At 67.5% G+C, this 19,260-nt stretch carries 19 protein-coding genes, 1 tRNA gene and 1 pseudogene; 10 read left to right on the forward strand and 11 right to left on the reverse strand.

All coding sequences use genetic code 11. The annotated features are described in order from the left end of the window. Nucleotides 1-108: 108 nt before the first annotated feature. Nucleotides 109-747: a hypothetical protein gene (locus A5688_RS24585; protein WP_165607503.1), complete on the forward strand. Its 639-nt coding sequence runs from the start codon at nucleotides 109-111 to the stop codon at nucleotides 745-747. A 110-nt stretch (nucleotides 748-857) separates the two neighbouring features. Here the strand turns inward: A5688_RS24585 and A5688_RS24590 are convergent, their stop codons facing one another. Next, complete coding sequence (locus A5688_RS24590) at nucleotides 858-1,079, reverse strand: hypothetical protein (RefSeq protein ID WP_067909280.1); 222 nt, start codon at nucleotides 1,077-1,079, stop codon at nucleotides 858-860. Nucleotides 1,080-1,122: 43 nt separating this feature from the next. On the opposite strand from A5688_RS24590, the gene A5688_RS27595 reads away from it, so the two are divergent. Further along, nucleotides 1,123-1,479: a hypothetical protein gene (locus A5688_RS27595; RefSeq protein WP_131812124.1), complete on the forward strand. Its 357-nt coding sequence runs from the start codon at nucleotides 1,123-1,125 to the stop codon at nucleotides 1,477-1,479. Between the two features lie 111 nt (nucleotides 1,480-1,590). On the opposite strand, the gene A5688_RS24595 is transcribed toward A5688_RS27595, so the two are convergent. Further along, a complete protein-coding gene (locus A5688_RS24595) occupies nucleotides 1,591-2,880 on the reverse strand; it encodes an NRAMP family divalent metal transporter (protein ID WP_067909277.1) in 1,290 nt (429 codons plus the stop codon). A 183-nt stretch (nucleotides 2,881-3,063) separates the two neighbouring features. Here A5688_RS24595 and A5688_RS28615 point away from each other — a divergent pair. After that, nucleotides 3,064-3,255 (forward strand): annotated as a pseudogene (locus A5688_RS28615) (molybdopterin dinucleotide binding domain-containing protein); the annotation flags it as partial. Between the two features lie 53 nt (nucleotides 3,256-3,308). Here A5688_RS28615 and A5688_RS24605 read toward each other — a convergent pair. Further along, complete coding sequence (locus A5688_RS24605) at nucleotides 3,309-3,809, reverse strand: hypothetical protein (protein ID WP_067909271.1); 501 nt, start codon at nucleotides 3,807-3,809, stop codon at nucleotides 3,309-3,311. Between the two features lie 118 nt (nucleotides 3,810-3,927). On the opposite strand from A5688_RS24605, the gene A5688_RS24610 reads away from it, so the two are divergent. Next, the gene (locus A5688_RS24610) at nucleotides 3,928-4,890 is read left to right on the forward strand and encodes a DMT family transporter (protein ID WP_067909269.1); all 963 of its coding nucleotides are present in this window, start codon (nucleotides 3,928-3,930) and stop codon (nucleotides 4,888-4,890) included. 9 nt (nucleotides 4,891-4,899) lie between these two features. Here the strand turns inward: A5688_RS24610 and A5688_RS24615 are convergent, their stop codons facing one another. The 3 genes from A5688_RS24615 to A5688_RS24625 all read right to left on the reverse strand — a co-directional run bounded on the left by A5688_RS24615 (nucleotide 4,900) and on the right by A5688_RS24625 (nucleotide 7,642). Further along, a complete protein-coding gene (locus tag A5688_RS24615) occupies nucleotides 4,900-5,373 on the reverse strand; it encodes an LppA family lipoprotein (protein ID WP_067837229.1) in 474 nt (157 codons plus the stop codon). Between the two features lie 95 nt (nucleotides 5,374-5,468). Then, nucleotides 5,469-7,409 (reverse strand): alpha/beta hydrolase, encoded by a 1,941-nt coding sequence (locus A5688_RS24620; RefSeq protein ID WP_067909266.1) that lies wholly within the window; start codon nucleotides 7,407-7,409, stop codon nucleotides 5,469-5,471. A gap of 149 nt (nucleotides 7,410-7,558) precedes the next feature. Further along, nucleotides 7,559-7,642 (reverse strand) — tRNA-Tyr (locus tag A5688_RS24625). A 69-nt stretch (nucleotides 7,643-7,711) separates the two neighbouring features. Between A5688_RS24625 and A5688_RS24630 the strand changes: the two genes are divergently transcribed. Together A5688_RS24630 and A5688_RS24635 are read left to right on the forward strand one after the other, a co-directional pair. Further along, nucleotides 7,712-8,203, forward strand: a complete 492-nt coding sequence (locus tag A5688_RS24630; RefSeq protein WP_067837214.1) for a YajQ family cyclic di-GMP-binding protein — start codon at nucleotides 7,712-7,714, stop codon at nucleotides 8,201-8,203. A gap of 186 nt (nucleotides 8,204-8,389) precedes the next feature. Further along, nucleotides 8,390-9,901, forward strand: a complete 1,512-nt coding sequence (locus tag A5688_RS24635) for a flavin-containing monooxygenase (protein ID WP_067909263.1) — start codon at nucleotides 8,390-8,392, stop codon at nucleotides 9,899-9,901. 12 nt (nucleotides 9,902-9,913) lie between these two features. Here the strand turns inward: A5688_RS24635 and A5688_RS24640 are convergent, their stop codons facing one another. Next, on the reverse strand, nucleotides 9,914-11,329 hold the full coding sequence (locus A5688_RS24640; RefSeq protein ID WP_242660226.1) for a trypsin-like peptidase domain-containing protein: 1,416 nt from the start codon (nucleotides 11,327-11,329) through the stop codon (nucleotides 9,914-9,916). Nucleotides 11,330-11,501: 172 nt separating this feature from the next. On the opposite strand from A5688_RS24640, the gene A5688_RS24645 reads away from it, so the two are divergent. Together A5688_RS24645 and A5688_RS24650 are read left to right on the forward strand one after the other, a co-directional pair. Continuing rightward, nucleotides 11,502-12,527, forward strand: coding sequence for an NAD(P)H-dependent glycerol-3-phosphate dehydrogenase (locus A5688_RS24645; protein WP_067837207.1), 1,026 nt, complete (start codon nucleotides 11,502-11,504; stop codon nucleotides 12,525-12,527). 243 nt (nucleotides 12,528-12,770) lie between these two features. Continuing rightward, on the forward strand, nucleotides 12,771-14,321 hold the full coding sequence (locus A5688_RS24650) for a SulP family inorganic anion transporter (protein WP_067909260.1): 1,551 nt from the start codon (nucleotides 12,771-12,773) through the stop codon (nucleotides 14,319-14,321). 163 nt (nucleotides 14,322-14,484) lie between these two features. Here A5688_RS24650 and A5688_RS24655 read toward each other — a convergent pair whose 3' ends face one another. The 3 genes from A5688_RS24655 to grcC1 form a co-directional block, all read right to left on the reverse strand. Then, nucleotides 14,485-14,727 (reverse strand): helix-turn-helix domain-containing protein, encoded by a 243-nt coding sequence (locus A5688_RS24655; RefSeq protein ID WP_067837201.1) that lies wholly within the window; start codon nucleotides 14,725-14,727, stop codon nucleotides 14,485-14,487. Nucleotides 14,728-14,768: 41 nt separating this feature from the next. Continuing rightward, a complete protein-coding gene (htpX, locus tag A5688_RS24660) occupies nucleotides 14,769-15,632 on the reverse strand; it encodes a zinc metalloprotease HtpX (protein ID WP_067837198.1) in 864 nt (287 codons plus the stop codon). A gap of 90 nt (nucleotides 15,633-15,722) precedes the next feature. Then, nucleotides 15,723-16,730, reverse strand: a complete 1,008-nt coding sequence (gene grcC1 / locus A5688_RS24665; protein ID WP_067837195.1) for a nonaprenyl/(2E,6E)-farnesyl/geranylgeranyl diphosphat synthase — start codon at nucleotides 16,728-16,730, stop codon at nucleotides 15,723-15,725. A gap of 20 nt (nucleotides 16,731-16,750) precedes the next feature. Between grcC1 and menJ the strand changes: the two genes are divergently transcribed. Next, entirely contained in the window at nucleotides 16,751-17,989 is a 1,239-nt protein-coding gene (menJ, locus tag A5688_RS24670) for a menaquinone reductase (RefSeq protein ID WP_067909257.1), read from the forward strand. A gap of 113 nt (nucleotides 17,990-18,102) precedes the next feature. After that, nucleotides 18,103-18,513 (forward strand): DUF732 domain-containing protein, encoded by a 411-nt coding sequence (locus A5688_RS24675; RefSeq protein ID WP_067837191.1) that lies wholly within the window; start codon nucleotides 18,103-18,105, stop codon nucleotides 18,511-18,513. A gap of 7 nt (nucleotides 18,514-18,520) precedes the next feature. Here the strand turns inward: A5688_RS24675 and A5688_RS24680 are convergent, their stop codons facing one another. Continuing rightward, nucleotides 18,521-19,213, reverse strand: a complete 693-nt coding sequence (locus A5688_RS24680) for a demethylmenaquinone methyltransferase (RefSeq protein ID WP_067837334.1) — start codon at nucleotides 19,211-19,213, stop codon at nucleotides 18,521-18,523. Nucleotides 19,214-19,260 lie beyond the last annotated feature (47 nt).

Here is a 19,260-nt window from a genome sequence, read left to right on the forward strand (position 1 = left end):
CGTGGCAGGCGATCATCAGGCCGAGCGGCGCCGTCCCAAACGCAGCTGCTGCTCGACCAACTGCGAGACGAGCGCGGCCGCCGGGTGGTGCTCGTCTCGCATTGTCTGTTGAACGAGAACACACGCTACGCGGGCGGCGCTACCCGACCGGGCGCGGTGCCCGAGGCGGTCGGCGAGCTGATCAGCGCGGGTTACGGAATTCACCAGCTGCCGTGCCCTGAGCGGCTGGCCTGGGGCGGGGTGCTCAAACCCCACAGTCTGCGCCTGTACCACTCCAAGGGCGGATTGTTGTATCCGCTACGCGGTCCATTGCTGCGGGCGTTCGTGGTCTGGACCCGCCTCGTCTATCGCCGACTGGCGCGGCGGGTCGCTCGCGACGTTGCCGACTACCAGCGGTCCGGGATCACGGTCGCCGGCATCGTGGGGATCGGCGCCTCGCCATCGTGCGGGGTGACGACCACGCTGGACATGCGGGCCTCGCTGGAGGTGGTCGCGTCCTGTCCGGCCGCGGCGCTCACTCGAGACGTCATGAACGAGCGGGCGGTGCTTGGGTGCCGCCGCCAGGGCGAGGGCCTGTTCATCGCGGCGCTGGATCGACAGCTGCGCCGTCGCGGATTGGAGGTCCCGGCGCTCGAACACGACCTCGCGGCGGAGCTTCGCGGTTCGCGGCAGGCCCTGCGCGCCGCAGGCGCGGTGCGGACGCTGGGCGGACCAAGGAACCGACAGACCCGAACTCGGCCTGGTTGATCCTGCCCGCGTCGATGCGAATGGCGAGTTAAGAAACCACTCACAGCGGTTAAGTCACGCCAAGTCACCACCCCAGGGCGTACGCGCGATCCGCGTAAACCGCCGAGTCGCTAGAAGAGGTGGGGAGTGCTCCTTTGATGTCGGTGGTCGTAGTGCACGACCGCCGCGACCACGCTGCCCCCGAGGCCGACGCAGGACAGCAACGCGGCGGCCGCCACCAACGCCCAACCCGGGTGGCCAGTGCCGGCGGCGAAGAGGGCCATCGGCAGCGCGGCGAACGCAAGGAGTGTGGACAGCAGCCCGGTCCAGGCGGCGAATCTATTGAGCATCATGATTGAGTCTCCTTAGCCGTCAGTCACGATCATCGCCCTTGTCATGACTGATCGGCAAGGTGCCAAGTACACCAAAGTCCTTGTCGAGGTGCGCCTCCGCCGTCGAGTCGTCAGGACAGGCGACCGCGAAGCCATCGACGACGGCGCCGCCGCCCTCCTCGCGCTCTATGCAGACAAATTAGGAGCGCCTCGATCTGAATGCCTGGCCCCGGCCCAGCAACCGCGAAACGAGCGGAAACTGCGCAACCACATTGGCGCACAGCACTTCTCGGCGACGGTAGCGCCAGACGGTGGTACCGGCCCGATAAACAGGCCGAAATCGATGCCGGTGGTGATCGGTTTGGGCGAAGAATCTCATGTCGTGTTCGCGACGAGATCCCCCGCCCTACTTGTGTTTTGAATCAATCCCGCCAAAGCGCTGGCATCCGACCGTTGGCTCGTGCGACCGGACTGATGACCCGCCTCTCGCCATGCCCTCAAATCGCAGGGGCACGATGACGAATCGGACGTTTTAAGTCCAGCCCAGCGGGACCATGTACAGTCCGAAACCGATGGTCACGAAGCACAGCGCGCGGGTGACGTATTTGTGCACACCCCGCATGCGCCACTGTTCGGGCAGCGCCCTGGCTTCCAGCGCCAGCAGCAGACCCAGCACAATGGGCAGCAGCAACGCGTTCATCACCTCGACGTCGACGGCCAGGTTGACCAGGTCGACACTGGCCAGCACCAGCACCGCGCCCACGATGTGGGCGAGCCCGTAGGTGAGGTAGAACTTGGCGGTGGCGCGGTTGGGCCGCTCGTTGAGCGTGTGCTTCCAGCCGAACACCTCCGCAAGGCCCCACGCCCCGGCCAGCGAGGCGACGATCGCGGCCACCAGCGCCGCGCCCAGCATGCCCAGGCCGAACAGCACCGTCCCGCCGACGTGGCCCAGGTAGGGCGTCAGCGATTGGGCGATCTGACCGACCGTTTCCAGTTCCGCCGCGCCGCCGTGCTTACCGATCGTCGAGGCCATGGTGATCACCACCGCGATCATGATCAGCTGGGTCAGCACCGCGCCGAACGCCGTGTCGTAACGAGCCTGGCGAATCGTGCTCTCGGACAAGTGCTTATCGACCACCGCGCCCTGCTGGTAGAAGATCATCCACGGCATGATGACCGCGCCGACGTTGGCCGCGACCAACAGCAGGTACGACGAGTTGCCCAGCGGCATCGAGGACAGACCGTCCACGAGTGCCTTCGGATCGGGCCGGGCCATCACCATGGCCACCAGGAACGCCAGTTCGGCCGCGCCGACGACCAGGCCGATGCGTTCGACCCGCCGGTAGCTGCCGGTCAGCGCCAGCGCCAGCAGCGCGACCGTCGCGACCGGAATGCTCACCCACCGCGAGACGCCGAAGAGTTCGCCCACGCCGGCGACGCCGGCGAATTCGGTCAGCAACGCCCCGATCGCCGAGGCGAACAAGGTGAACGCCGACAGCCACGCCCAGCCGCGCCCGAACCGCTCCCGGATCAGCGAACCGTGGCCGCGCTTGGTGACGATGCCCAGCCGCACGGTCATCTCCTGCACGGCGTAGAGGACGGGCATCAGAATCAGCTGCGGCAGCACCATCCGGTAGCCCCACTGGGCGCCGGACTGCGACGCGGTGATCAGCGAGCCCGCGTCTGTGTCGGCCAGCATCACCACCAGGCCGGGGCCCCACACCGACAGCAGCCCCCAGCGCAGCCAGCGGCCACGCGTTCGCAGCGATACCGGCGGCGCGTCGAATTCGTCCGTCACCGGCTGCGCGGTTGTCTCCGTCACCCCTGGCCCACTCCTTCGCTACGACTGCGGTCGTGCAACCCGATCCGCCACGAGGATAGCTAAGGCTCGCCTAAGCGCGAGCATTTTCCCGAAGAGCGCATTCTCAAAACGGCATGGCCGCCTGAAGCGCCGCCGCTGCTGGTCGACCAGCTCGCGGCCCTGCAACCACCCGCACCCCTGGTGATGGTGCCGCGTCGGCAGCGCCGAAAGCTCAACGGGCAGCTCGACTTTCTCGGCGAGGCCCCCGAGATCCTCATTCATCCGGATGACGGCGCCGCCGCAGGAGTGACCGACGGCCAGAAGGTGACGGTGCGCAGCGCCAGCGGTGAGCTGACCGGAATCGCGAAGGTCGACGACGCCATCCGGCGCGGGGCGGTCTCGATCCCGCACGGCCACCACGTGGCCAACGTCAACCGCCTGACGCGCTCTCAATCAGCTTCGCTGGCACCACTTTTCGTGCCGACAGCGACGAGCACGGCGCAGATCGCCAGCACGCCGGTGGCCACGGCCTCGGCGATCAATGCGCTGGAGTTCACAAAGTCCCGGGCCGCCAGCCCGGACGCACCCAACTCCTCCTTGGTGCCGCCGACCAGCACTGATGGATACGCCAGGCACAAAACCGCGACGGCAAATGCGACCACCGCGCAGCCGCACGCGACGAGCCCCAGCCGGCGCACCCGCCATGCGGCCAGCAACGCACCGGCGGCCGCGATCGCAGCGATCAGAACGATCCATCCCGGCGTGCTGTTCACCATGCCCGCAAGCATGGGGCCATAGTGTTCGGCGTCCTCGCCGTCGTAGATGCCGAGGCCATTCCACCGGATGGGGAATCCCAAGTGGCTCAAGTCGATCCAGGGCAGAAATGTCAGCGCCGCGGACGCGATGGCGGCGACCAACGCCACTATGGTGATTACTTTGCTACGCAGCATGTTTCCTTCCGATCGGCCCCGATCGGGGCGAACTCCTCGGCCACCCAGGGTAGGCGGGGATGGATCGTCTCGGACACAGTGAGTTAACCGCCCGCAGGTCAGGGGTATCCATCCGGGCATGGGGTGGGTGACGACGCATGCGGTCGCAATCTTCTCAGCTTTGCTTTCCGCATTCTGGGCTGCGGTGGGAATCGTCGTGCGACAGCGGGCCACCCACCGCGTTCCCGGTGATGAGGCCATGTCCGCGGCGATGGCGACGACGTTGGCGCGCGAACCGCTGTGGTGGGCGGGGACGTTTGCCGCCGTCGCCGGCTATGTGTTTCAGGCCGTGGCGCTGGCGCATGGATCCCTGCTGCTCGTCCAGCCGTTATTGGTCTCGTCGCTGCTGTTCGCGTTGCCGCTCAGCGCGGCGCTGTGCCACCAACGCATCAGCCGGGTCCAGTGGGGCTGGGCGATGTTGCTGACGGCCGCGCTGGCCGTCTTCCTGCTGGTGGGCCAGCCGCGCGAAGGCCACGGCCGTCCCCCGCTGCCGGCGTGGACCCTGGCCCTGGCGATCACCGTGCCGTCGGTGATCGCGTGCGTCATCGCCGCCCACCGCGCCGCCGGCCGGGTGCGCGCGTCGCTGCTGGGGGCCGCGGTGGCGGTCCTGCTCGGCATGATCGCCGTCGTCACCAAGGTCTGCACCCACCGCTACTCGGTCGGCGGCTGGCATGCGCTGCTGACCGTCCCCGCCCCGTATGTGCTCGTCGCGCTGGCGGTGACCGTGACCGTGGTGCAAAACTCGGCGTTTCACGCCGGCGCGCTGCAGGCGTCGGTGCCGATCATGCTGGTGGGTGAGCCGGTCGTCGCGGTCCTGCTCGGGGTTGTCGTGCTCGGCGAGCACCTGGCGGTGGGCAGCGTGACGGCGCTCGCCCTCGTCGTCGCGGTGGCGGCGATGGTGGCGGCGACGATCGCGCTGGGCCGCAGCCAGGCGATCGACAACGCCGACGCCGCGGCCGCGCCACCCGCCACACCTTCGGAGCGCGACGAAGCCGCGCTGGCGTCCGTCGGGGCGAGTGGCGGGCGCGATCACCGCGAGTGAGGCTCGGAGCTATTTCTTGTCGCGCGGCAGGCGGCAGCCGGTATAGCCGGACACGACCAGGTTTCCCCGGTAGCCGACCTTGATGAAGATTCCGGTCGGGCCGTAGAAGCCGACGTCGTGGTTGCCCGGGTTGTCGTGCATGACCTGCATGTCGGTGGCGTCCAGCTTGGCGGCCGCCTGTTTGGCGCTCTCCTGGATGCTCGCCCACTGCTGCTCGGAGACCGCGACGTTCGCGGCCACCTCGTCCGGCAGGAAGTAGCCCCGTCCGTCGGTCTGATCGTAGGGCCGTTCGCAGCCCAGACCCGAGCCCTCGTGCGGGGTCTCCCAGCTGATCGAGGGAATCAATCTGCTTGCGGCCGCGGTGATTTCGGCCATCGCGGCTTGCACCTGGGTTTGAGTGTCTTCGAACGAGGGCAGGGATTTCAGCGTCGCCAGGGCCTTGGCGGGATCGGTGGACGGGGTGGGGTCGTGGGGTTGGTTCACGTGGCATCCTGTTGCGGCTAGTGCGGTGACGGCCAGGGTGGCCAGGAGGAGTCGGAGACGACGCGGTCTCGGGGTGCTCGTCATTCGGTTGTTCGTCATTTCTGCGGCACCGCCTGATCGCTCAGCCCGGCCAGGACGGCCGCGATGTTGAAGTTCGTCGTTCTGGTCCCTCCGCCGTCGGGAAAGCGGGGGTAATCGCTGTGCCCGTGCGCGTCAGACAGGTTGAGGGTGCCACCGTGGCCGTCGGGCACCGTGGCTGCCCCGGTCGCAAGGTGCGTGAAGTTGGGGTTGGTGGCCGGGTTCGGCCCGAAGTGACCGGCGCCGCTGGCGTCGGCCGCACCCAGGACGCTTTCGGCCAGCGTGCTCAACGGCGGTGGCAGGAACGGGGCCACCGTGTGCGCGATCGCGGGGCCGTCGTAGGTCCACTGGATGGGGTCGTCGGGGGTTTCCATGGTGAACACGTGGCCGGGCTGCAGGTGCAGTTGTTGTGGCGTGGACGCCTCGATGCCCGGCGATCCGTAGAACAGTGCACGCGATACGCCGTGGTCGCCGGGCTCTTGCAGGGCCAGGCCGGTGGTCAGTGACCCATAGGAGTGGCCGATCGCGGTGAGATCGGCGGGGCCGCCGTGATGGGCGGCCTGTATCCCGTCGTAAAAGCCGGCCAGGTCGTGGGCGCCGGTCCTGGCGATGTCGTCGTGGCTGACGCCCCACCCGCCGGCGAGCGACTTGCCGAGGTCGTCGAGGCCGGGCACCTGCGGCGGGTCATAGCCGATCCACGCGATCGCCGAGACAGTGTCGTGTTCGTGGCCCGGAGCGAGGCTCAGCTGTCGCAGCGCCTCGCTTCGCAGGCGGGTCGCCTCGTCGGACATGCTGCCGATGGCACCGTGCACCGTGGTGTTGAGGCCGGGCGCGGTGACCGACACGTGGGTGGAGGTGTCGGGGTCGCCGACCGCGATCGCGGCGCGGGCTTGCTTGCCGGTTTTGGTGTCCAGCAACATGAGTTTCCGATCCGGACTCATTTTGACGGCCTTGTCGACCGCTTGGAGGTCGGGCAGGTACTTGGCCCCGTTTTGGGCGGCATCGTACTGGCGTTGCCACGCCTCGTAGGTCAGGCGATCGTCGAAGATCGCGCCCGGCTCGTTCGGCGGCGGGATGTTCTTGCCCTGCGCCCAATCCGGGTGTTGCGCCTTGAGCGCGTCGGCTTGGGCGGCGGCGGTCTGAGCGCCGTTCAACTCGGCGGCGAGGGTGAGCCGGTTGTAGTGATCGCGGTCCACCGCGGGCATCCCGTTGTGGTTGCCGATGTACGGATTGTCTTGGTACTCAGCGTCTTTCTGCTGGGGCGTCAGCGAGTTCCACACCTGCGCGAATTGCTTGGGGTCCTCCGGCAGCGCGGGCAGGGGTGACAGCGGGCCCTCTACCGCCCGGATACCTGCAAGGTCGTATCCATCACTGTGTAGCGCCCCCAAGGCGTTTTGCAACGTGTTCGAGTAGCCGTCGCGGGTCGCCTGCAGCTGGCCCAGCGCGGCTTTGGTGTCGCGGATGGCGTCGTCTTCGCACTTGGCGATGAGCGCTTCGAGCGCATCGATGTCGGCCGCGGTGAGGCCCTCGTCGTCCTCCATCTCGTCGGCTTCACCGATCAGATCGTCGAGCTCCTGCAGCTGGGCCTCCAGGGTCGCGATCTGGCCGGCCGCGGCTTTTTGCGCCTCGGCCAGCGCCGCGGCGATGGTTTCCAGGTCCGCACCGATCTTCGGCAACTGCAATGACTGCGCCCCAAGGGATTTCGTCACCCGCTGGACTTCGTCGGAGTCGTTGATCGGGTGGCCGCCGTCCTGGTGGTTCCAGGCGGCCTCGAAGCGGGTGCGGGCCTGCTCGAACGCGTTGTTGCTCTCCGTCGTGCACACGCCCGCTTTGCGAAAGGCTTCCGCGAGGTTGGAGATCTGCAGCGGGCTGCCGGCCTGCAGGCTTTGATTGATCGCCCACGGGTCGCCACCGGCCGCGGCGATCAGCGCCGGGATGCTGAGGTACCGGAGCTGCATGGGATCGTCAGCCGCCCACCTGACCGACCAGCATCGCCACCCCTTCCGCGCTGGGAAAAAGGTTACCGCCGCGGACCCGGCGATCAATTCAGCTGCGGCGTGCCGAGGCTTCGACACGTTGCGGCCGGGGCAAATAGCCCCTGAGCTGGTGGTGGCAGGTACAGGATTCGAACCTGTGAAGCTTTCGCGACGGATTTACAGTCCGCTCCCATTGGCCGCTCGGGCAACCTGCCGCCAGACAGGTTACAACGAGCGAGTAGACAAAGCACAAACGCCTATCACCGAGTGAAGGGACGGATCGCATGGCGGACTCATCGTTCGACATCGTCAGCAAAGTGGATCGCCAGGAGGTCGACAACGCGCTCAACCAGGCCGCCAAGGAGCTGGCCACCCGGTTCGACTTCCGCGGCACCGACACCTCCATCGCCTGGAAGGGTGACGAGGCCATCGAGCTGACGTCGTCCACCGAGGAACGCGTCAAGGCGGCCGTCGACGTGTTCAAGGAGAAGCTGATCCGCCGTGACATCTCGATGAAAGCCTTCGACGCCGGCGACCCGCAGGCCTCCGGCAAGACCTACAAGATCAGCGGCACCCTCAAGCAGGGCATCAGCAGCGAGAACGCCAAGAAGATCACCAAGCTGATCCGCGACGACGGCCCCAAGGCCGTCAAGACCCAGATCCAGGGCGACGAGATCCGGGTCACCAGCAAAAAGCGTGACGATCTGCAGGCCGTGATCGCGATGCTCAAGCAGGCCGACCTGGACGTGGCGCTGCAGTTCGTCAACTACCGATGACGGGCGCGCGAGCGTAAGCGCACCGCGATTTCAGGCGCATTTTTTCCCGGTCGGCTTACGCTCGCGGTCCCAAGCGGGCCTCCGCCGCGATCCGCACGCAGCGGCGCGTATTCCCGAGTTAGTAGCCCGACCAACCGGTGGGTCTCTACGCTAGTGACCAGTCCCACAACTTGAGCGAGGTTCACGATGACCGTGACGCCCCAGGAAGCCGCCGATAGCGGGGCGACCGAGGCCGGCTACTCCGACGTGATCATCGTCGGCGCCGGCATCTCCGGCATCGACGCGGCCTACCGGATCACCGAGCGCAATCCGCACCTGACCTACACCGTCCTGGAGCGGCGCGCGCAGATCGGCGGGACGTGGGACCTGTTCCGCTACCCCGGGGTGCGCTCGGACAGCAGCATCTTCACGCTGTCCTTCCCGTTCGAGCCGTGGACCCGGAAAGAGGGTGTAGCCGACGGCGTGCACATCCGCGAGTACCTGGTCGCCACCGCGCGCAAGTACGGCATCGACCGCCACATCCGTTTCAACAGCTACGTGCGTTCGGCGGACTGGGACTCGACCACCGACACCTGGACGGTCACCGTCGAGCAGGATGGGGCGCGCACGCTGTACCGCTGCCGCTTCCTGTTCTTCGGCAGCGGCTACTACAACTACGACGAGGGCTACACGCCCGACTTCCCGGGCATCGAGAAGTTCCGGGGCACCGTGGTGCACCCGCAGCACTGGCCCGAAGACCTCGACTACTCCGGCAAGAAGGTCGTGGTGATCGGCAGTGGGGCGACCGCGGTCACGCTGCTGCCGTCGTTGTCGGACCGCGCCGCCAAGGTCACCATGCTGCAGCGCTCGCCCACCTATCTCATTTCGGCGTCCAAGTACGGCAAGGTCGCCGCGATCTCCCGAAAAGTACTGCCCCGCAAGCCCGCTCATCTCGTGGTCCGCATGTACAGCGCCCTGACCGAGGCGGTGTTCTTTGCGTTGTCGCGCAAGGCGCCGGGGTTGGTGCGGTGGCTGCTGCGGCGCAAGGCGATCAGTAGCCTGCCCGAAGGCTACGACGTCGACACCCACTTCAAACCGCGCTACAACCCGTGGGACCAGCGGATGTGCCTGATCCCCGACGCCGATCTGTACAACGCCATCACCGCGGGGGGTGCCGAGGTGGTCACCGACCACATCGACCATTTCGACGCGACCGGCATCGCGCTTCAGTCCGGCGGACACCTAGACGCCGACATCATCGTCACCGCCACCGGCCTGCAACTGCAGGCGCTGGGCGGGGCCGCGATAAGCCTGGACGGCAACGAGATCAAGACCAGCGATCGCTTCGTCTACAAAGCACACATGCTCGAGGACGTACCGAACCTGTTCTGGTGTGTGGGCTACACCAACGCGTCGTGGACGCTGCGGGCCGACATCACCGCCCGGGCAACGGCAAAACTCATCGAACACATGGCCTCGCACGGTTACACCCACGCCGCCCCGCATCGGGGCAACGAGCCGATGACCGAGAAGCCGTCGTGGGACATCAACGCCGGCTACGTGCTGCGCTCGCTGCACGCGCTGCCGAAGTCCGGTACCAAGCGGCCGTGGAACGTGCGGCAGAACTATCTCGCCGACGCCATCGACTACCGCTTCGACCGCATCGAGGAGGCGATGGTGTTCGGCCGGGTCGCCGAGCCCGCGCCACTGGCGGGCTAGGCGGGAACGAATTTACTTGGTGCCCAACGCGGATCCACCCAGCAGGATGTGGTTACCGCAGTTCGGGCAGAACTTCTCGGCGGGATGATGCTGTGCCCCGCAGCTCGAGCAGAAGTGCGGTTCGGTCGCCGTATCCGGCTCGGCGACAGCTGATTTCCCGGGAACGGCGGTGACTAGCTGCAACCCGGACGCTTTGGCCGATTCACCCGCACCCGAGCGGTTTTTCATCAACAGAATCGTCAACCCGGCGCCGGCCGCGAGCACCAGCACGATGCCGCCCACGGTGTACCACACCAGCGGCGCACCGCTGAGAACCGACAGGTCGCCGTACTGCTGGCGCAGGTTGACCGCGTTCGTCTTGAGTCCGGCAAGGCCGGGATAATCGGGTGACAGCGCCAGGGCCGTGTCGAAATCGTCGATCGCGTCGGTGTAGTGACCCGCGAAATAGTGGTCGAGCCCCTTCCGGTAGTAGACGTCGGCGGGTCCCAGACGGGCCTTGATGCCCTTGCCGGCCATCATCGCGGCCAGGCTATCCGCGGGCGCAACGAAATTGAAGGGCTGCGGCTCACCGGCCGGAGCGAAACTGCTGATGCCAATCACCTTGCCGTTGAGCTCGATGGCGGGTCCACCGCTCATGCCCTCGGTGACCGGCGCATCGATTTCGTACTCGGACGCCGGTCCCATCATCGACTTCTTGCTGACCGTCCCGCTCTTGTTGGTCGGATCCAGCGAAGGACCGGTGATGTTCCGGGTGCTCTCCGGGTAACCCACCGCGAGAATCGGGGTCCCAATGCTGACATCGGCATCGGTGGCCAGCTCCGAGGACGGCAAGTTGCGCTTCTCCAGCTTGAGCAGAGCGACGTCGCCTTTGCTCAGGGGGCGGAAGTCCGCCACGTTGGCGGCGAGCTTGCCGGCGACGTTCGTCCCGCTGCCGTAGACCAGCGTCACGCTCATCTGCGGCGCCCCATCCACGGAGTCCCCTTCGACCCGTGCGTTTTTGGCCAGCCAGTCCGCGGCCGTGGCCGGGTCCCGCGATTCGGGCGAGTCCGGGAACTCACTGATGTACTCGCCTGCGGCGCGCTTGAGTATCAGTTGCTTGGCGGTCTCGGGATCCACACAGTGACCCGCCGTCGCCACCCAACCGTCGGGATTGACGACGAACGCGGTGCAGCTCCACGTTGCGATGAAGGGCATGTTCGTCCCCTCACCGAGCTGAGACAGGTTGCGCCCGTTGGGCAGCCGAACCATGCCATAGGCTTGCGCACCCAGATACATGACGGCCGGCCGTATCTTGGCCGCAGCCCTCTCCTGCGGGTTGGCCTGGGGGCGGTCGTCGGCGGTCGCAATGCCCGGCGAGGTGATCAACACCGCCAGAACAGCCGCCGACACCAATGCCAGGGCCCGGCCACAGCGAGCACGTAAGGGCATCGTTCCTCCTCGCATCGAGTCCACTTCTGACAATCCGGCACCCCGTGCGGTTGGGGTAGGGACCGAAGTCCCCAGGCATGAGGTCATTGGTTTCGACCGGATCCGCGCTGTTGCGCGGCGCGACTTCGTGAACTGCTTCTAAATCGCAGATGTCGGCAATACGCTGATCGCCATGGCATCTGAGAAGCGCGAACCCAATGTCGTTGTGCTCGGTGGCGGCTCCTGGGGCACCACCGTGGCATCAATCTGCGCGCGCCGCGGGCCGACGCTGCAGTGGGTGCGCTCCGAGGAGACCGCCACCGACATCAACGACAACCATCGCAACAGCCGCTACCTGGGCAACGATGTGGTGTTGAGCGACACGCTGCGCGCCACCACCGACTTCTCCGAGGCCGCGAACTGCGCCGACGTCGTCGTGATGGGCGTTCCCTCCCACGGCTTTCGGGGGGTGTTGAGCGAGCTGGCCAAGGAACTGCGACCGTGGGTACCGGTGGTGTCGCTGGTCAAGGGCCTCGAGCAGGGCACCAACATGCGGATGTCGCAGATCATCGAGGAGACGCTGCCCGGCCATCCGGCGGGGATCCTGGCCGGGCCCAACATCGCACGCGAGGTCGGCGAGGGCTACGCCGCCGCCGCGGTCCTGGCGATGCCCGACCAGCATCTGGCGACCCGGCTGTCGGGCCTGTTCCGCACCCGCCGCTTCCGCGTCTACACCACCGACGACGTCATCGGGGTGGAGATGGCCGGCGCGCTGAAAAACGTCTACGCCATCTCGGTCGGGATGGGCTACTCGCTGGGCATCGGGGAAAACACCCGCGCGCTGGTGATCGCCCGCGCGCTGCGCGAGATGACCAAGCTGGGCGTCGCGCTGGGCGGCAATCCCGACACCTTCCCCGGGTTGGCCGGCCTGGGCGACCTCATCGTCACCTGCACCAGCCAGCGCAGCCGCAACCGCCACGTCGGTGAACAGCTGGGGGCGGGCAAGCCAATCGACGAAATCATCGCCTCGATGAATCAGGTCGCCGAGGGCGTCAAGGCCGCCAGCGTGATCATGGAGTTCGCCAACGAATTCGGCCTCACCATGCCGATCGCCCGCGAGGTCGATGCCGTGATCAACCACGGTTCGACCGTCGAGGAGGCCTATCGGGGCCTGATCGCCGAGGTGCCCGGTCACGAGGTGTACGGCTCCGGCTTCTGACCCAATGGTTTAACACCAGGTAATTCAAATCTTTGCGTTCTCTATGGGCAGGGCACGTCGGCTTGACCGCCGCTTTGCCAGCAAAATACCGTCAGTCCAGGCGGCCAGTGGTTTCCGGGCGCGATCCTGCGGGTCGGTCCGTCGTAATCGGCTGTACGCCAGCGCGTTACGAAGAGGTAATGGGCGCACGATGGGGCGGATATCGGAACATCCCCCGCTAACACCTAACGAGGGACGCGACCGATGCACAACGTTGAACAGTCGGGCGACAAGTCCCGGGGACAGAGCGCCAGCGCCCCGCGCATCACTTGGTTGCGCGGCGTCATCCGGCACGACTTGCCGTCATCACTGGTGGTGTTTTTGGTCGCGCTCCCCCTGTCGTTGGGGATCGCGATCGCCTCGGGCGCCCCGGTGCTCGCCGGCCTGATCGCCGCGATCGTCGGCGGGATCATCGTCGGCTCGCTGGGTGGATCCCCCCTGCAGGTCAGTGGCCCGGCGGCCGGGCTGACCGTGGTGGTCGCCGACCTGGTATCCGATTTCGGTTGGGGCATAACATGCTTGATCACCGTCGCCGCCGGTGTCGTACAGGTTCTGTTGGGACTCAGCCGTGTCGCGCGTGCCGCCCTGGCGATCTCACCGGTCGTCGTGCACGCCATGCTCGCCGGCATCGGCATCACGATCGCCCTGCAGCAGGCGCACGTGCTGCTCGGCGGGAAATCCAAGAGCACGGCCTGGCATAACCTGATCGGGCTCCCGGGCCAGATCGTCGGCGCGCACCGGCCGGGGGTGATCCTGGGGGTGCTGGTGATCGCGATCCTGGTCGCCTGGCGCTGGGTTCCCGCCAAGGTGCGCCGCATTCCCGGTCCCCTGGTCGCGATCGTGGCTGTGACGGTGATTTCGGTGGTCTTCCCGTTCCACGTGCGCCGGATCGACCTCGAGGGGTCACCGCTGGACGCGCTGCAGCTGCCCGACCTTCCCCACGGCAACTGGGGCGCGTTCGCGATCGGGGTGATCACGGTGGCGCTCATCGCCAGCGTCGAGAGCCTGCTGTCAGCGGTGTCGGTCGATCGGATGCACAACGGGCCACGCACCGACTTCAACCGCGAGCTGGTGGGGCAGGGAGCCGCAAACATCGTCTCGGGCGCCATCGGTGGACTGCCGGTGACCGGCGTCATCGTCCGCAGCTCGACGAATGTCAACGCGGGCGCCAAATCGCGAGCCTCGGCGATCATGCACGGTGTCTGGATCCTGCTGTTCACCATCCCGTTCGCCGGGCTGGTCGAGGAGATCCCCACCGCCGCCCTTGCCGGTCTGCTCATCGTCATCGGGGTTCAGCTGCTGAAGCCGGCCCACATCGAAACCGCAATGAAACACGGCGATCTGGCGGTGTACGTCGTGACGGCCGTCAGCGTGATCTTCCTCAACCTGCTGCACGGGGTCATCATCGGGCTGGCGTTGGCCATCACGCTGACCGGATGGCGGGTGATCCGGGCCAAGATCGACGCCTCGCCGGTGGACGACGACTGGCGGGTGAGCATCGAGGGCGCGGCGTGCACCTTCCTGGCGCTGCCGAGGCTGACGCGGGTGCTGGCAGCGGTTCCGCAGGGTGCGACGGTGACGGTGGCCATTGCGGTGCATTACCTCGATCACGCTGCCCACCAGACGATTACGGACTGGCAGCTACAGCACGAGGCGAACGGCGGCACGGTTGACATCCAGGGCGTGATCGCGACGGGCCGGCGGGACGCGCAGGAGCCCTTGGTCGAAGCCGAAAGACCAGGCGCCGCAGCGTAATTGGGTTGACCGGCTGACCCGGCACTGCTAGCGCGGCCCAGGGGGCCAGGCTGACCCGGCCCGCGGCGCTCTCTCGGGACCATGTGGGTTGCGCCGAATCCGATAGCGCATGGGCTATCGAAATCGGAGCTCACTCATTCCCCGGAAAGAGCGCCCTGCAACGTCAGTCCACGTCGATGCGGATATGCAGCCGCTTGCCGCATACCTGCGCCAGTCGTTGCAGCACGTCGACGCGGGGCACCTCGGTTCCGTCCTCCCACGCGGCGACGGCTTCGTGGGTGGTGCCGAGCGCCTGCGCCAGCTGGGCCTGGTTCATCCCGGCACCGGCGCGTGTTTCGAAGATCAAGTCAGGCAGATCCAGCGCCAGCCCGGCTTCGTGAATGTCTATCGAGTCGCGTTCAGTCATCGCACATCACATCCAAGTCCGATGGTACGTGCGATCGGGGCCTAACGCCCGGCCATGGACTCCAATCGGCGGATACGGTCCTCGATCGGGGGGTGGGTGGAAAACAGCGACCCGATCCGCTCGCCCGCCCGGAACGGGTTGGCGATCATCAGGTGCGCCTGGCTGGCCAACTGGGGCTCCGGCGGCAGCGGAGCCGCCTGGACGCCGCCGGAAATCTTGCGCAGGGCCGACGCCAGCGCCAGCGGGTCGCCGGTCAGCACCGCGCCCGACTCGTCCGCCTGGTATTCGCGTGACCGCGACACCGCCAACCGCACCACCGTCGCGGCAATCGGGCCCAGCAACGAAACCAGAAGCAGCGCAAAGGGATTCTCGCCGTCGCGGTCGTTGCCGCCGAACATGCCGGCGAACATGGCTATGTTGGCCAGCGCGGTGATCACCGACGCCAGCGCACCGGCGATACACGAGATCAGGATGTCGCGGTTGTAGACGTGGGAAAGCTCGTGCCCCAGCACGGCGCGCAGCTCGCGCTCGGTGAGGATGTCCAGAATGCCGGTGGTGCAGCAGACCGCCGCGTTGCGGGGGTTGCGTCCGGTCGCGAACGCGTTGGGCGCGTTGGTGTCGCTGATGTAGAGCCGGGGCATCGGCTGGTGCGCGGCGGTGGCCAGCTCACGCACTATCCGGTACATCGCCGGCGCCTGCACTTCCGATACCGGCTGCGCGTGCATGGCCCGCAGCGCCAGCTTGTCGCTGTTGTAGTACGTGTAGACGTTCATGCCGATGGCGAACAGCACCGCGAGGAACATCGCGGTCCGGCCGAACAGCGAGCCGACGAACACGATCAACGCGGACATGCCAACCAACAACGCGAACGTCTTGAACGTGTTGTGATGCGGATGCCAGGTCATCGGTGTCCTCCTCGGAACACTCGGGAGCGCGCGTTATTGCCGATTACAGCTCATTGAACGCCCGAGACGGCCGTGTTGGTTCCGCAGGCGCTAGCCGTGCCGGCTGATGGTGTAGTCGACCAGCGTCTGCAACGCGCGCCGGCCGGGCACGTCCGGCAACAGGGCCAGCTCCTGGCGGGCCTGCGCGGCGTACTCCTGCAGCGAGTGCTTGGCCTTGGCCATCCCCGGCGATGCCCGCAACAGCGTCAGCGCCTCGGCCACCGCCTCGTCGTCGTCGATGGGCCCGACCAGCAGCTCACGCAGCCGCGCCGCTTCGGGCCCGGGTTCGCGCAGCGCGTAAACCATCGGCAGGGTGTGCACGCCCTCGCGCACATCGGTGCCGGGCAGCTTGCCGGACTCGTGGGAGTCGCTGTCGATGTCGATGATGTCGTCGGAGATCTGGAACGCGGTGCCCACGATGCCGCCGAGCCGGCTCAGCCGCTCCACCTGATCGGCGTCGGCACCCGAGAACATCGCGCCGAACCGGCCCGCCGCGGCGATCAGGCAGGCGGTCTTCTCGTACACCACCTTGAGGTAGTGCTCGATCGGGTCGGATCCCTCGACGAACCCGCGGGTCTCGCGCATCTGTCCCGTCACCAACTGGGCGAATGTCTCGGCGATGAGCCGCACCGCCTCGGGCCCCAGCCGCGAGACCAACCGGGATGCCGTGGCGAACAGATAGTCCCCGGCCAGGATCGCGACGTTGTTGCCCCAGCGCACGTTCGCCGTCGGCGTGCCGCGACGAACCTCCGCCTCGTCCATCACGTCGTCGTGGTACAGCGTGGCCAGGTGCACCAGCTCGATGACGGCGCCGGCGATGGTCACGTCCACGCTGTCCGGGTCGGGCCCGATCTGCGCCGACAGCACAGTGAACAGCGGCCGGAACCGCTTGCCGCCGGCCTTGAAAAGGTGCGTCAGCGACTCGGTCATGATGTCATCGGCGCTGCTCAGCTCGGTGTCCATGAGCTGCTCGATCCGCCCGACACCGTCCCGTACGGTCGCCGCGAAAGCGGCGTCGCCGAAGTCAACGCCCGCCACCACCGTCGCCGGAGTCCTCACGCGACCAACATACTGGTGACGTGGAGAGCCGAACCCTCAAGGCCCAAGTGGTGGTCGTGGGCGCCGGGCCCGCCGGTTCCGCGGCGGCGGCCTGGGCTGCCCGGGCCGGCAATGAGGTCCTGGTGATCGATTCGGCGAGCTTCCCCCGCGACAAGGCCTGCGGCGACGGGCTGACGCCGCGCGCGGTCGCCGAGCTGGAACGCCTCGGGCTGTGCGACTGGCTGGACACCCGCATCCGGCATCGGGGATTGCGGATGAGCGGGTTCGGCGGCGAGGTGGCAGTCGATTGGCCCGGACCGTCGTTCCCGTCGACCGGCAGCGCGGTGGCCCGCCTCGAGTTGGACGACCGGATCCGCAAAGTCGCCGAGGATTCCGGGGCGCGGATGCTGCTCGGGACGAAGGCCGTTGCGGCACAACATGATTCATCGGGCCGGGTGACATCGCTGACGCTGGCCGACGGCAGCGAGGTGAGCTGCGGCAAGTTGATCGTGGCCGACGGCGCCCGTTCGTCACTGGGCCGCAAGCTGGGCCGGCGCTGGCACCAGGAGACGGTGTACGGCGTCGCCGCCCGCGGCTATCTGACCACTGCGCGCGCCGACGACCCCTGGCTGACGTCGCATCTGGAGCTGCGTGGACCCGACGGCTCCAAGGACAAAGTGCTGCCCGGCTACGGCTGGATTTTCCCGCTCGGCAACGGCGAGGTGAACATCGGCGTCGGAGCGCTGTCGACGTCGAAACGGCCCGCCGACCTGGCGCTGCGCCCGCTCATCGACTACTACACCGACCTGCGCCGCGACGAATGGGGGTTCACCGGCCACCCGCGGGCGGTGGCCTCGGCGCTGCTCCCGATGGGCGGCGCGGTGTCCGGGGTGGCCGGCGCCAACTGGATGCTGATCGGCGACGCCGCGGCCTGTGTGAACCCGCTCAACGGCGAAGGCATCGACTATGGGCTCGAGACCGGGCGGCTGGCCGCTGCGTTGCTGGATTGCCCCGACCTCTCGCAAGTGTGGCCGTCACTGCTGCGGCAGCACTACGGTCGCGGATTCTCGGTAGCGCGCCGGCTGGCGCTGTTGTTGACGTTCCAGCGGTTTCTGCCGGCGACCGGACCCATCGCCATGCGCTCGACGACGCTGATGACGATCGCGGTGCGGGTGATGGCCAACCTGGTCACCGACGACGACGCGGACTGGGTGGCGCGCGCCTGGCGGGGCGGCGGCCGGTTGTCGCGGCTGCTGGACCGCCGAACGCCGTTCAGCTGACCGAAGCCCCCGCATCGCCGCTGGTCGGCGGGGTTCACGGCCCCCATGGCAGCCGCCTTTCGGCGTTCGGCTTTCGTCCGCGCGGCCAGACCGGGGCGTGTATAGTCCAGCTAATGAAGGGAACGAGCCTGGCTACTATCGGAGCCGCTGCTGCTATCGCTCTGGCCGCGCTGGCGATGCCGGCGGAGCTCTCGGTGCCGGCGCAGGCGGATCCGCCGCCCACGGCGCCGTACCCCACGCCGCGCACGCCGTCGCCCCCGAGCGACTACGACGCGCCGTTCAAGAACACCGTCAACGGCTTCGGCATCTACCAGCCGCAGGACCAGTTGGCATGGCTGGGCAAGATCACCTGCGACCGGATCGGCCGGGGCGTCGACGGCGACCCGTACAAGTCGGCCAATTTCATTCAGCACAACCTGCCGCGGGGCACCACTCAGGGCCAGGCGTTCCAGTTCCTCGGTGCCGCGGTTGACCACTACTGCCCCGACCAGGTCCCGTTCGTACAGCGCGCCGGCACGCACTAGGTCGTTCTCAGCGCAGAGGCTTGTGCGCCGCGTGTAGCGCGACGATGCCGCCGGTCAGGTTGCGCCAGCGGACCCCGGACCATCCGGCCTGAGCTATCTGCTGCGCCAGCGCCGCCTGATCCGGCCACGCCCTGATCGATTCCGCGAGGTACACGTACGCGTCGGGATTGCTGGACACCGCACGCGCCACCCGCGGCAGTGCCCGCATCAGGTACTCCTTATAGACGGTGGCGAACAACGCGTTGGTGGGCGTGGAGAACTCGCAGACCACCAATCGGCCGCCCGGGCGGGTGACGCGAGCCATCTCGCGCAGACCGGCCTGGGTGTCGACGACGTTGCGCAGCCCGAAACTGATTGTGACGGCATCGAATACGTCGTCGCCGAACGGCAGCCGGGTGGCGTCACCGGCGACTTTCGGAACGTCACGCGCGGCACCCGCCGCCAGCATGCCGACCGAGAAGTCGGCGGCCACACACCACGCCCCGGATTTCCTCAGCTCCACGGTGGACACCGCGGTGCCGGCGGCGAGGTCGAGCACCTTCTGGCCTGGTCCGATGGCCAGTGCCGACCGGGTGGCTTTGCGCCAGTACCGGTCCTGGCCCATCGACAGCACGGTGTTGGTCAGGTCGTAGCGGCGGGCGACGCCGTCGAACATCGACGCGACATCCCGGGGATCCTTGTCCAACTCCGCGCGACTCACCACAGAGACGCTACCTGTTGCGGGAATGAGGTGAGGCGGTCGGCGTT

It is taken from the genome of Mycobacterium mantenii, assembly GCF_001667865.1.
GTDB lineage: Bacteria > Actinomycetota > Actinomycetes > Mycobacteriales > Mycobacteriaceae > Mycobacterium > Mycobacterium mantenii_A.